Annotated in this window: 9 protein-coding genes; all 9 read right to left on the reverse strand. The window is 34.7% G+C overall.

The annotated features are described in order from the left end of the window. Positions 1-92: 92 nt before the first annotated feature. Positions 93-794: a FadR/GntR family transcriptional regulator gene (locus CHB80_RS03670; protein WP_089370065.1), complete on the reverse strand. Its 702-nt coding sequence runs from the start codon at positions 792-794 to the stop codon at positions 93-95. Between the two features lie 240 nt (positions 795-1,034). Continuing rightward, positions 1,035-2,372 carry a RagB/SusD family nutrient uptake outer membrane protein gene (locus CHB80_RS03675; RefSeq protein WP_089370763.1) on the reverse strand — a complete coding sequence of 446 codons (1,338 nt, stop codon included), beginning with the start codon at positions 2,370-2,372 and terminating at the stop codon, positions 1,035-1,037. 10 nt (positions 2,373-2,382) lie between these two features. After that, complete coding sequence (locus tag CHB80_RS03680) at positions 2,383-5,571, reverse strand: SusC/RagA family TonB-linked outer membrane protein (protein ID WP_089370066.1); 3,189 nt, start codon at positions 5,569-5,571, stop codon at positions 2,383-2,385. A 331-nt stretch (positions 5,572-5,902) separates the two neighbouring features. Further along, on the reverse strand, positions 5,903-6,250 hold the full coding sequence (locus tag CHB80_RS03685) for a cupin domain-containing protein (protein WP_089370067.1): 348 nt from the start codon (positions 6,248-6,250) through the stop codon (positions 5,903-5,905). 208 nt (positions 6,251-6,458) lie between these two features. Beyond that, a complete protein-coding gene (locus CHB80_RS03690) occupies positions 6,459-7,232 on the reverse strand; it encodes an SDR family NAD(P)-dependent oxidoreductase (RefSeq protein ID WP_317044267.1) in 774 nt (257 codons plus the stop codon). A 17-nt stretch (positions 7,233-7,249) separates the two neighbouring features. Next, positions 7,250-8,359 carry a polysaccharide lyase family 7 protein gene (locus CHB80_RS03695; RefSeq protein ID WP_089370069.1) on the reverse strand — a complete coding sequence of 370 codons (1,110 nt, stop codon included), beginning with the start codon at positions 8,357-8,359 and terminating at the stop codon, positions 7,250-7,252. 122 nt (positions 8,360-8,481) lie between these two features. Continuing rightward, entirely contained in the window at positions 8,482-9,756 is a 1,275-nt protein-coding gene (locus CHB80_RS03700) for an NRAMP family divalent metal transporter (RefSeq protein ID WP_089370070.1), read from the reverse strand. 63 nt (positions 9,757-9,819) lie between these two features. Beyond that, positions 9,820-10,869: a polysaccharide lyase family 7 protein gene (locus CHB80_RS03705; protein ID WP_089370071.1), complete on the reverse strand. Its 1,050-nt coding sequence runs from the start codon at positions 10,867-10,869 to the stop codon at positions 9,820-9,822. Between the two features lie 78 nt (positions 10,870-10,947). Next, complete coding sequence (locus tag CHB80_RS03710; protein WP_089370072.1) at positions 10,948-13,251, reverse strand: chondroitinase-B domain-containing protein; 2,304 nt, start codon at positions 13,249-13,251, stop codon at positions 10,948-10,950. Between the last annotated feature and the right edge of the window lie 439 nt (positions 13,252-13,690).

Consider the following 13,690-nt stretch of genomic DNA (forward strand, 5'->3'; position numbering starts at 1 on the left):
CATACACTACCTAAGCCATATGAGAATAGCTATTGACATTTATATATGTTTTGTGGGTGATACGCTTTCGCGAAAGCGTACTCATCATTGTTTTAAATATTATAACAATATTGATATAAAGCCTTAAAATGTTTTTTCATCATCGCCTTTGCTTTTTGAGGATCTTGTTCTTCTATGGCTTCATAAATCCTTTTATGTTCCTCAATTCCTGATTGTGCCATTCCTGAGTCGCAAACATGATATTTTTCAAAGTTTGTAATAATCTCTGGAGTGATAATTAACATGAAGTTGTTCATAGTGCTATTTCCTGAAGCCCTTGCTATGGCTAGATGGAACAATAAATCTTCTTGCATGGCATCTTCACCATTGAGCACTTTATCTGTATATGCATCTAGTGCATCTCGCATTTTTTTAAGATCATTATCTGTTCTTCTCAAGGCTGCAAGACGAGCTGTTTTAAGTTCTAATAAAATTCTAGTTTCAACCAGTGATTTAAAATCTGGAGCTTCAAGTGTTAAGATGTCATCTATCATTCCATTAAGTGCAATAACACCTATATTTGCTACAAATGTCCCACTTTGCGGAATTGATTTTAACAGTCCATAAAATTCCAATTTCTGAATTGCCTCACGAATAATACCTCTTGTTACTTTAAATTTTTCCGAAAGCATTCGTTCTGAAGGTAATTTATCTCCAGGCTCTAGATTCTTGTGATTAATTAAGTCTCCGATCTTTGCAATTACCTGCTTCTGAATCGAGTAGTTCCCATTTAAATTAAGAATTTCTACTTTCATAAACTTTTTTTTTCAATAATTGGTTATCCAAAATGGACACTCTAAGTTAAATAAAACTCATAGAACAGTAATATCTATCAAAAACTTTTTTGTTCCATAAAAGCTTTTGATCTTTTAAGTAATTCTTACTGGCTAAAAATTAAGCCAGTAAGAATTAAAACACTTTTTGAACAAACGGCTAATCATATGCATTAATAATTAAGGTTTTATCTGTAAACTCAAAAAACATATCATATTCATTTAGTATCCTGGATTCTGTATGATTACACCATCACTAACAAGAATTTCTGAAATTGGAATAGGAGCTACTAAATAGTTTGCATCTGGAAAATTCAATACCGATTGTGCAGTACCTGTTCTAACTAAATCAAACCATCTTTGTCCTTCAAAAGCTAGCTCTAATCTTCTTTCATCTGCAATAGCTTGTCTAACTAACGCCTGTGTATTAAGTACTGTGTGGTCTAAGGTTGTTAATCCAGCTCTAGTGCGTATAGGATCTAATAGGTCAAGTACGTTTTCTGGTGAAGCGCCATTTTCATTTAGTGCTTCTGCATATAATAGGATAATATCTCCTAACCTTAGTTCTATCCAATCGTGATCAGGTCCTCCTGTTTGAGGAAACTTTGGAGATGCTAAAGCTTCTTCATCAATAGTTACTGCTCTTCTTAAATCTCCAACCTCATCATCAAGCACATCATCTGCTACTGCATCAAAAGCAGCAATCAAAGAAACATCTAATGGCATAAGAGCTTTTGTATCAAGGCCTGCAAACCATGACCAAAATTCAGAAAAACCATACTCATCAACGATAGAGCTTGATACTTGAGTAGCAAATATAATTTCTGAATTCAAATCATTTGCCTCTCCAAATATATCTGCAAAGTTATCTAGTAAGCTAATATCTGCAGCTGCAGCTCCATTAACAACCGCGGCAAGTTGCGCTTCTGCATTACCAAAATTTCCTAGGTGCATATATACTCTACCTAACAAAGCTTGCGCTGCGATTTGTGATGCTCTACCCGTTGATAATTCTGAATTATCTAAAGCTGCTATTGCGTCTTGTAAATCAGGAATGATTACATTATTGTATACATCAGCAGCGGGCTGTCTTTCTAAAATTGAAGTATCTGAGACATCTGGCTCGGCTTCTAAACGTATAGACACATCGCCAAAAACTTGTACTAATTTAAAATATGTCAATGCCCTTAAAAATTGAGCTTCACCTACTTCAGTAGCATCCGATGAATTTAAAATTACATTATTTGCACTTAATATTGATCTATACGCTGCCGTATATAGAGGCCCGAAGAATTGATCCTCCATATCAGTTAAATCACTATTAAATCTATCAAATGCAGGAAATGGTTCTTCTTCCATTAAGGCATTATCAGCTCTAAAATCACCCATGACCGCCACAGGTGTAACAATGCCTAGCTGATAGAAATATGCTGCATTTAAAACTCCTGAAAAATCTGTTAAAGATCCTGAACTAGCAATGTTTGGCGGAGCTTGATCCAAATCTGTGCTACAGGCTATTGCTAACAACAATGATCCTAAAAATATATATACTTTTTTCATTTTTCTTATTTTAAAAATTAACATTTAAACCAAGCGTAAAGCTTCTAACAATAGGGCTTGCACCTACTTGTACTCCATAGGTAGTAGGTCCTGCATAACCACTATTTGTAGTTTCAACACCTTCTGGATTAAAAGAGGTGTACTCACTTGACCATAAATACAGTAAGTTCGTAGCTGCAAGATAGATTCTTGCAGATCTCACTCCTGCTTTGCTTGTTAGACTAGGATCAAGTGTATAACCAACAGTTAAGTTTCTTAATGCTACATAAGATGCGTCTTGTATTGCAGAAGATGTTTGATCTCTTGCTCGTGTATAATGACGTCCACTAGCATCTGCAATATTATCATCATTAGCATCAAAACTATCTCTTAGTCTTCCACCAAATTGTGATTGCCAATACAGTGGGTCAACATTAAAAACTTCTGCTCCTTGAGATCCTTGCCATTGCATTGACAAGTCAAAATCTTTATAGCTTATTGAGCTATTAAAACCCCAATAAAAATCAGGTGTATTTTGACCTATTTTTACTAAATCTCCACCTTCTTCAACGGTTCTAGTAGCATCAATTACACCATCACCATTTTGATCTTTAACATAAACTTCACCACTATCTGCACCAAGGGTTCTTGTAGGATCTTCTATATGTTCAGACTCGACAAGACCTTCACTTTCTAATCCCCACATCTCACCAATTTCTCCACCTACATAATTTCTAAATATGGGACCTCTACCACTCTGACCATAAATTTGTCGCGGCAATTCATCCAAACCATTTAAATCTGTAATTTCTGTATTCACAGTAGATAGATTGGCTCCAACTCTTACTGTGAAATCTTGTTTTTGTATAACGTTTGCAGATAAATCAAACTCTATCCCAGAACTTCTCACATCTCCAGCATTAAGTCTTACTGAAGGAGTTCCAAATTGCTCAGACACACTGAAATTAATTAAAATATCTTCAATATCAGATGTATAGTAATCTACTCCTAATCTAATACGACTGTTTAGGAAACCTAGATCAGTTCCATAATTTGTCTCTGTATTTGTTTGCCAAGTCAAATTAGGATTTGCCACATCTGACGGGATTAGAAATCCAGTACCAAAAATGGTTGGTTGAGGGTTTAAAAGACTCAATGAACTATATGCTCCTAAGTCAGAAACAGTCCCTAAGGATCCCGTACTAAATCTTAGTTTTAATAAATTCAATATGTCTGAATTATAAAAAGATTCGTTATGTATATTCCATCCTAATGAAAGCGCTGGAAATGTTTGAGATCTATTATTTGCGCCAAATCGAGAGTCACCATCTCTTCTCACAGATGCTGATACTAAGTAACGGTCGTCATACGCATAATTAATTCTTCCAAAAACACTCCTTCTTACAATGGTTTCATCTCTTTCAGTTGTTGTAATATCTGCAGGATCTAACAGATTAAAATTAATAATCTCCCCGTTTGGAACATTTGTACCTCGTAAAGCAGTTCCTATATTACGAAAGTTTTGAACTTCAAATCCAGCTACCGCAGCTATATCATGCTTATCAATCACTTTTGCATAGTTTAAAGTAGTCTCACTTAAGATAGAAGTTCTTTTTAAATCTGTTTGATCTAAGTTTGTTTGAGTAGAACGTGCTCTAGAATCTGCCTCAAGTCCTCTATAGCGATATTGCTGAGTATCTAAAACATCTGCTCCTAGAACAGTTTTTATATTTAATCCATCTATAATACTATATTGTAAATAGGTGTTAGCATTCACAAAAAACGTTCTTTCTGTTCGTTCTTGATTATTAAGTTTTGTAGCTGGGCCAGCATCTCCTGATCCTCCAATACCATTACCAGATCTTCCATAGTGCCAGTCTTGTGCTGTATCACCTGGTTGTAATGTAAAAATACTATTATTAAAACCAGAAGCAGTACCAAATTCACCACCTCTATACCCTTCATCAAAGGGAGCAAGTCCTAAAGCTACTGCTTGATCATTTAATTGTTGAACAAACGCAATAGACTCTTCTGTATGAAATACAGGGTGAACACCATAGGCTCTTAAGAGATCTCTCTGATCATGAGCTAATAATGCTCTATCTGAATAAAATCCATTGAAGCTTATTCCTGTCTTAAACTTGTCCTTTACTTTTGCATCGACGCTCATTCGTGCGTTTACTCTTTCAAATTCCTGAGTTATTGCGACACCTTCGGTATCTAAATACCCAATGGACGCAAAATAATTTACATCTTCAGAACCTCCACTCATGCTAAAGTCATGATTCATCGTATGTCCTGTTTGAAATAACCATTCTTCAGGGCTTATAGCTCCTGGTGAATTTCTAAAGGCATTTATTCTGAAATTTACTAAAGCAGGATCTACTTCAGAAACATCAAAACTACCATTAGCAATATTTCTCTCTATGGTATTTGCCCATTCTCCAGCATTTAAAAGCAGATTGTCTCTTTGATACTTATCAGATATACTAAAGTAATTATTGTAACTAAAGCTAATTTTTCCTTGTTTCCCTTTTTTGGTAGTAACTAAAATAACACCATTTGCTCCCCTAGAACCATAAATAGCTGCTGAAGCAGCATCTTTTAATACTTCCAAACTTTCAATATCATTTGGGTTAACAGTAGCTAAGCTTCCAGTAATTGGATACCCATCCACAACAATTAAGGGATTTGAATTACCATTAATAGAAGAAGCTGCTCTCACCTGAATTCTTGGATCAGCTCCAGGTTCTCCGCTTTGATTTTGAATCAATACCCCTGCCAATTTACCTGCTAATGCATCATCGACACGATTTGCTTGTATAGCTGCAACTTCGCCTCCATCTACTTTAGCAATAGCGCCTGTTAAATGACTCTTTTTTCGGGTACCATACCCAACTACAACGACTTCATCTAGTGCATTATCTATTGCAAGTACTACATTTAAAGTAGGTTGCCCTGTAATAGTAATCGTCTGAGTTGCAAAACCTACATAAGAAAATTGGAGAACATCTCCTACAGATACCGTTATTTGATAGTTACCCTCAAAATCTGTTGTTGCACCCGTTTGAGTACTTTCAATGATTACATTTACACCGGGAATAGCAATGCCATCAGCACCAGATGTAACGTTTCCAGTCAATTCATAACTGTCTTGAGCAAAAAGCATAGCCCCATACAGAAAGAAGAATACTAAGGAAAGCTTAGTTTTTACATTCATAATTAATAATTTAAGATTGAATTAATTTGTTTTTTAAATAATTCTCAAAAAAAATTAAATGCTGTAATTTTTATAAACGATTTATTACTTTTACAACAAATAAGTTCTTTGAGCTTATTTATACTTCCTATCAGAAGTTAACTAGAAGGACAGTCCTCGAAGCTGTCCTTTTTTTATTGGTTTTCCAAACTGGTAAACCAGATTGGTTTACCAAATATGATAATAAATATTTGTTAATGCAAATTATAATGTTAAAAATTTAAGATTTTTATAAAAAAACATCTTATGTTTTGTGTTATCCTTACAACAAAGGGCACATATTGTATCAAGCTTATTCCATAAAATCTTCTCTAATTGGACTAAAAACATCAATAAGTATCCCTGCTTTAGTACAAATTGCCCCATGCATTACGTTTGGTGGTATATAGAAAGAGTCACCGCCTCGAACTATTTTTGTCTCATTTCCAATGGTTAATTCGTATTCTCCACTTTCGACATATGTAACTTGAGAATGATAATGCTGATGCATTACTCCAACTGCTCCAACCTGGAAGTCAACTTTTACCAGCATAATCTTATCGTCATATCCCATAATTTTACGTTTGAGACCTTCACCTACAGTTTCCCATTCGATATCATCACCGAATATGAATTCTTTACTTGCTCCAAATGATTTCATAATTTTATTTTTAATTTATCTTTCTTAGTTATGTGAGATCCTTCTAAAGAAATCTCATTATTATTAATTTTTCTGAATTACAGAAAGCACGAATCTCCTACAAATTAGACTATATAAGCTTTCGCGAAAGCTTAATAAATCAACACTTTTAAATAAGAATATTCATTTTCATTATGTATTAAACTCGTGCTCTGATTTAGAAAATCTATTACATATTGTATACCCCACCGTTGATGTCAAGGGTAGCGCCAGTGATAAAACCATCATATTCGGATGCTAAGTACAAAACTGCTCGTGCTACGTCTGCTGCATTACCTGCTCGTTGGATTGGAATATTTGCTATTGTTGCATCTGCCGATTTTTTTGTTGTATGGGTATTGTGAAATGATGTGCCAAGAATAAGACCTGGTGCAACAGCATTTACTCGAATGCCAAGAGGTCCTAATTCTGTAGAAAGTGCTCGGGTTAGTGTTAATATTGCACCTTTACTAGTGGCATACGCTAACGATCCCGGATGACCTCCTTTACGCCCTGCGAGCGATGCCAAATTAATAATACTGCTGTTCTCATTTTCTGCTAAATAGGGAGTCGCTGCTCGTGTCACAAACATCATGGATGTAAGATTGATATCCATTACTTTGTGCCAGAACTCAGTTTCTATTTCGTTTAGCATTTTACGGGCAACAAGTGAACCTGCGTTGTTAATCAGAATATCCAATCTACCAAACGCTTCTATTGTTTTTTCAATCACTGCATTCGCATCAGCTTCTTTTGTTAAGTCTCCAGATATAGTGACTGCTTTCTGTCCCTTGTTGATTGCATATTCCATCAATTGGTTTGCCATTTCAGCACTAGAGAAATAGTGGATAGCAACATTAGCTCCACTATCAATAAAGTGTCTGGTAATTGATTCCCCTATCCCTTGAGCACCTGCAGTTATGAGAACATTTTTAGCAACTAATTTGTCATTATCTTTCATCATATCCTACATTAATTGATTTAATCATTTTTAATAAAATAACCTTCATTAGACACAGCAGCATCACTTACATAGATACTCGCTGTTTTAAACCAAACTTCGGCGTAGTTTCCATCTGTATATTGTTTTTGAATATCACCTCCATGGATTTCTGCACCAGAACACCATACTTTATTTACTTCTGGAGATTTTCCATTGGTTTGATTGTAAGAACCTAGTTTAAAAAAAAGTCCCTCATCTGCATATGCATTTTTACGCTCTACACCGTCTTGACCAATTGGCACAAATAAATGTTGTGTTTGCATAGGTATATCAGCGGTTGTGGTATATTCTGATACGATTAGGTTTTTTGTAAACGATTTAGTTTCGTGACCTTCACTTGTAAATTTCAAATTCATAATACCATCCTTAACTTCAATTTCATAACTAAACTCTTCACCTATAGCAATACCATCTGTAGGTTCTTCTGGAGGGGTGTTTTCTTCGGCACCTATAACAGAAAAATCATTCCCCCAAACAGCTGTGGAATAATCCCATCTTCCAGAATTATCATCACCTGCTGTATTAATTTCATAATTCCAAAAAACCGAACCTTTTGTATGCCCAGGGAATTTTTTATAAAATATTTTAAGAGGTTCATTCTCATGACCATCTGCGCTATGAATCTGACCTACTACTACAGCGTGTGAAGCTGCTACACGAGCGTCTCCAGTAGATGATACATTCATTACTTTAAGCGTAGCTGTTAATCTGGCATCTGTTAAAGGAAACCATTTTTTTGCTTGAGCAAGTTCGGTTCTTGTATTATTTGAAGTTCCATGAGTATCTCCAGAATTGGGTGCTTTATAAACGACCCAATTATGATTACCATCATTTGCAGTATAAAAGAAATCTTTGTTTTCAAAATTATTTACAACTCCAGCATTAGTACCGTCACCTAAAATTAACTTCCAATGTTCAAAAAATGGAATCACGTCACTTGCGTAAACGGTTTTTTGGATTTCTTCTTTACCTGTGTTTAACGAGTCTGAAGCGTTCTTTTTTTTAGCCGTATCAGAACAGCTATTAAATAGTAGCGCAATACAGAAAACTAATCCAGGTACGATATATTTTTTATTGTTTGGTTTCATTTTTTTTATTTAAAATTCTATGTGTATCAGAATGGTTTTGCTTTCGCGAAAGCAAAATAAAAAGCTATCAATAAGTGTTTCAAAATAAGGGAGTTCATTTTTATCATATAGTTGATTACGTATTAGAAATAATCTAAAAGTGCTACTACACCATTGTATGAAATCACTAGAGAAAAGAATAGTGCGGCATACATACCTATATAGACACTGAGACTCGTTTTATATTCTTTCATTATTTTTTTATTGCTTACCATAAGGATGATTCCTAATATCACTAAAGGCAATACAAATACATTAAACACTTGAGATAAAATTTGAATTTCAATGGGATTTGCATTAAAAGCAGGTCCGATTAAAGCCACTAAACAAGCAATTGCAGTAATAATTCTAAACTGACGCGAATTGGTATCTAATATTCCAGATTGATAATCTGCGATTAATAAAGGGGCTATTAATAAGCACGGAAAAATGGATGATAAACCAGCACTTAATGCTCCAAAGAAGAAAATAACAACTGCCCATTTACCAGCTACTGGCTCTAAGGTATTTGCCATATCTAGTACATCGGTCACTTCTTTGCCTTGATAAAATAATGCACCAGCTGCTACTGCCATTATGGTTGCACTTATCATAAATATTAAAATAGCTGCTGTAATAGCATCTCTTTTTTGCTGTTTCAAATTTTTATGTGTCCATCCTTTTCCTTTTACAAATAGAGGTCGAGACAAAAACGTTGCTGCAGCCATCGTAGTACCCACAAAAGCTGCTACTAACATTTTTCCGCCAGGAACATCAGGTATTGTAGGTATCAACCCCTTCACCACGTCTATGGAGAGTGGTTGTACAAAAAATAATGAAAACAAGAATGAAAACCCCATTAGGGTTACAAATAGGACTAGTATTTTCTCAAAGAAAGTGTATTTACCAACAAGCATTAATAAATAGAAAGTAAATATTATCACAACAGCTATTACTAAAACGACCTCATATTGATAAGCACTTAATCCTTCAAAATTTAATGCTAAGATTTCAAAAATAATATTGGAGGATATTCCTAAAATTCCCATAAGTGAATTCCATTGCCCAAATGAGACACCAATAATTATTAATACGGCTAAAACTTTACCATATTTTAAATGCTTTTTAAAACCATAAAGTGCTGTATATCCTGTTATTAAAGCATAATTTCCATAAACAAACATCAACACGCCCGAAAAAAGACAACTTAAAAAAAGCACCCATAATAACTGCATATTAAATCTACTTCCAGCAACAATCATAGATGTTACACTACCAGTACCAATAGTATATCCAATGGCAAAAATACCAGGTCCAAAGCCTAGTATTAAAGCTATGATTTTTTTAAAAATCGATATTTTAGGTGTGTCAACCTCCATTATTGTCTTTATTATAAACCCGTATTATGTATTAGAAAATCTACCACATGCAGGTAAGTCTTCTTATTCTTTTGGCGGTGTGCCAGCACCTAGAGTGGCCTCTTTAAACCAAACCTCTGCATAACTTCCATTTGCATATTGCTTTGCGATATCTCCATTATAGATGTTGGCTCCCGTATTCCAGATCATATTATCTTCTGGGTTTTTTCCATTAGTTTGATTATATGCCCCTTGTTTAAAATATTGTAGTTCTCCTGCATATGCAGTAGGTTGTTCTGTACCATCACGACCTATTGATGCATATAGGGTTCGTATTTGCTGTGGGATATCTGACTCATTGGAATATTCAGATGTTATTAGATTTTTTGTAAATGTTTTAGACTCATGTTTCTCGCTTGTAAATGTGAGATACATAATGCCTTTGTAAACATTTACTTCATAACTGAACTCTTCTCCTAATTCGATTCCATCTTTAGGTTCTTCTGGATATACATTTGGACTGTCTCCTATAACGGACATATCATGGCCCCACACTGCCGTAGAATAATCCCATCTTTCAGAATTGTCTCCTTCTGTATTGATTTCATAATTCCAATACACAGATCCTTTTTTGTGGTCAGGGAATTTTTTGTAATAGATTTTTAAAGGCTCATTTTCATGACCTTCACCGCTATGGATTTGACCAACAACTACAGAATATGAAGCAGCAGCTCTGGCATCACCTGAAGTAGATACATGTTGTACTTTTAATGTCCCTGTTAATTTGCCTCCTGTTTCAGGTACCCAATGTGCAATTTGTCCTAATTCTGTTCTTGTATTACTTGAAGTACGTGAAGTAACTCCAGAGTTAGGTGTTTTATACACAACCCAATCTGTTGTACCATCATTTGAAACATAAAAAAAATCTTTTTTCTCAAAATTCATCAATGAATCAGTATGAGTTCCATCTCCTAAGAGAATTTTCCATTCATCCATAAAAGGCATAACATCACTCGGATATTTTGTTACATCTTCACTTTCACTTTTAACCGTTGTATCTAAAACTGGCTTAGAGTTATTTTTACAAGCTGCACATACTAACAGCGTACTTATTATGAATACTATTTTTCTCATTTTCAAATTGATTAGCACCGCCAAAGGGTTTAATACTTCGAGGCTTACCTCGAGGTAGTTTACTTTCTTTTGGTATTATTAATACACTAGTTTCAATTTCAGATTCTGTACTACTTTAATTTCACCAGAATTTACAATTGTATTGTTTATAGGTTTTTGACCTTTCTCTCCCCAAAGCACGGCGATTGTTTTTATAGGGTTATTCTTAAAGGTGTTATTTTCTAATATCACATGTACAATGCCTCTTGTCTTAAGAAGAATGTTACTTTTTTCTTGAATACCGCAATTGGTAAATGTATTCCTACTCACGAAGAGACTCCCACCTATAGTAGACTCATCATAACCACCTCGGTAATAATCCAGAATATTCATTCCCACATTAGTAAATTGAGAATCTTCTATAAAAACAAATCCTGCGTTATAATCTCCTTTATCATTAGTTTCCTTATTGAGTTGGATACCTCGTACTGTATTTTGAATGACACTGTTCTTTATTGAAATCGTATCGGCAAAGGAGGCCTTGCTTGTTTCTAACACACTCTTAAATCCATCAATTTCTACATGATCAAGCCAAAGTTCATACGATTGCCCCATGTTCTTATCAAGTGTAGCAAAAGCATCTGTATGTATTTCTCCTTTAAGAACGATGTTTTTGAGTTTCAATTTGGCCCGTGGTTGTAGCTCAAATCCTTTGTCTATGTTTTTAAAACTAAGTACAGGTTTTTCGTTTGTAGATGAGGATTGAAGGGTTACCGCTTTCGCGAAAGCGTATGTTTCTTGAATCTCATAGTCACCTCCACTTAATTCAATAGTATCACCATGAACACTTTCTGCAATCGCTTTAGTAAGTTCTGAAGTATTAGAAACTTTAATCGTCTTTGGGGTTGTTTTTGGTGGATTTGTATCAAACCACGATGTACCGTAATTAGACGTATCTAACAATGCTGCTCCATTTTCTATTGATGTTACAATAGCTCCTATTCCATTTTTATCAGTGCGTTTATTCCCAAAAAGATCTTCTTCTATCTGGTTAAAACCAAAACCTTTATACATTTCCATATCAAGGTTTTGTGGTGCTTGGAATATTTTGGTTATATCTGAGGGCTTCACATCTTTAGTGATAAGTCCCTCCGTTTGGTATTCACTTTTATTCTGGACATTAATGATGTTACTTTTAAATGTAACTCCTGTTATCGAGTCATAGGTTTTTAAAGCTTTAAATTCTTTTGCATCCGTATGGATTAAATTATTTGCTACAATCATACGTTCTGCTCTTGCAGAGCGAATTTCTGAAGGAGGAAGCACTTCTGCTTGACTAAGATTTGCTCCTACACCAAAATGCCAAGGTGTATTCGTATTCATAAAAGAATTATGTGCTACGACAACATCGGTTACTTGATTGTAACGATTCAAAGGAGATTTAGGAATACCGTTCATCACTGCAAGTGGTGCTCTAAACTCGTTTCCTTTTAAATTATAGAAGTAATTATTTACAATCCAATGTCCTGTATTAATTACTCGAATCCCACCGATAAATTCTGAAGCATCACTCCCTATGAATATATTCCCATCAATGGTCGCATAATTACCATGACGAAGTACTAATGAACCTTCAGATTCAAAAAACACATTGTTTTTAAAAGTATTGTAATTAGACTTACTCGAGATAATTTCTACCTCACCATTACAACGCTCAAAGTAATTGTGTTCTACATGTACATAGCCTGGTGTCATAGAAGTGTAACTATCTCCTATTTGCATTGTTTCGGCACGAGGACCTCCTTTTCTTGGACGTGGTCCAAAGTGATTATCTCTGATCTGATGGTATGTATTTACATTTTCGTTCCCTTTTAAGAATACGCGAAGTGTGGGTCCTTGGTTAGTTTTTCCTGTGATATAGTTATGATCAAAAGTGTTGTGTTGCCCCCAGAGTTCGATCCAATGATTCTTACTATCGCGATCTGGATTTGTAAAATCTTCGATCACACAATCTGTCACTCGCGAGTGATAAGCGATATTCTCATCATCTATCTTAAAACGAATAACTGCATTTTCGGTGGTGAAACCATTTTTAAAATGAAGGCCGCTTACTTCAAGATATTCTCCTCCTAGTTTAAGAGAGGAGTTTCCTTCTAATACTACTTTTCCAGGTGTTTCTGCGCGAAGTATTATAGGGTTATCTTTGGTTCCTTCTCCATAAAATTGAATGGCAATGTCTTTCCAAATCCCATCTTTAAGCACAATTTCATCACCGCCGTTTGCATTTTTGATAGCATCTTGGAGTTCGCTTTCTGTTGTGACTGTCTTGACATCAACTGGAGTTGACTCAGTACAGGATACTAAAAAAAACAACGTGCAAAAAAGGAGAAGATATCGAGTCATAAATAAATTGTAATTAATAATTATACGCTTTCGCGAAAGCAAAAGACAAATGTGCACATACGATATTATACTATTCAAAGTCGTAAACACAACAGTATGTAAACTCTTTATAAATGGGAAAAAATTCGGTATTTTCTATACAGAATGTTTAAGCCCGCGGGTATTATATTTGAGTATTAAAAATTGGTTTTCCAAACTGGTTGACCAATTTTTAATACTCAAATATATAGATAATTTTGACACTCACAATAATTTAGGCATATTTTATATTTTAATAATTAGGCTCTGTACCATAGCATTGATGAAAAAAGAAGTAATCATAGGTAAAGGAAAAACTATGGGAGTACAAATATTAATTATGCCTTTAAAATCTAGGTTACGTATCATCGGCTGGTTCGATGTCTAAAACGCCTCTAATCTTCATTTAACTCACTGAATA

This window comes from Dokdonia pacifica (genome assembly GCF_900188275.1).
Lineage (GTDB): Bacteria > Bacteroidota > Bacteroidia > Flavobacteriales > Flavobacteriaceae > Dokdonia > Dokdonia pacifica.

Bases quoted from the DNA above. Each gene is read 5' to 3' on its own strand.
- CHB80_RS03705 (WP_089370071.1), bottom strand. From the start codon at position 10,869: ATGAGAAAAATAGTATTCATAATAAGTACGCTGTTAGTATGTGCAGCT.
- CHB80_RS03680 (WP_089370066.1), bottom strand. From the start codon at position 5,571: ATGAATGTAAAAACTAAGCTTTCCTTAGTATTCTTCTTTCTGTATGGG.
- CHB80_RS03685 (WP_089370067.1), bottom strand. From the start codon at position 6,250: ATGAAATCATTTGGAGCAAGTAAAGAATTCATATTCGGTGATGATATC.
- CHB80_RS03675 (WP_089370763.1), bottom strand. From the start codon at position 2,372: ATGAAAAAAGTATATATATTTTTAGGATCATTGTTGTTAGCAATAGCC.
- CHB80_RS03710 (WP_089370072.1), bottom strand. From the start codon at position 13,251: ATGACTCGATATCTTCTCCTTTTTTGCACGTTGTTTTTTTTAGTATCC.
- CHB80_RS03670 (WP_089370065.1), bottom strand. From the start codon at position 794: ATGAAAGTAGAAATTCTTAATTTAAATGGGAACTACTCGATTCAGAAG.
- CHB80_RS03690 (WP_317044267.1), bottom strand. From the start codon at position 7,232: ATGATGAAAGATAATGACAAATTAGTTGCTAAAAATGTTCTCATAACT.
- CHB80_RS03700 (WP_089370070.1), bottom strand. From the start codon at position 9,756: ATGGAGGTTGACACACCTAAAATATCGATTTTTAAAAAAATCATAGCT.
- CHB80_RS03695 (WP_089370069.1), bottom strand. From the start codon at position 8,359: ATGAAACCAAACAATAAAAAATATATCGTACCTGGATTAGTTTTCTGT.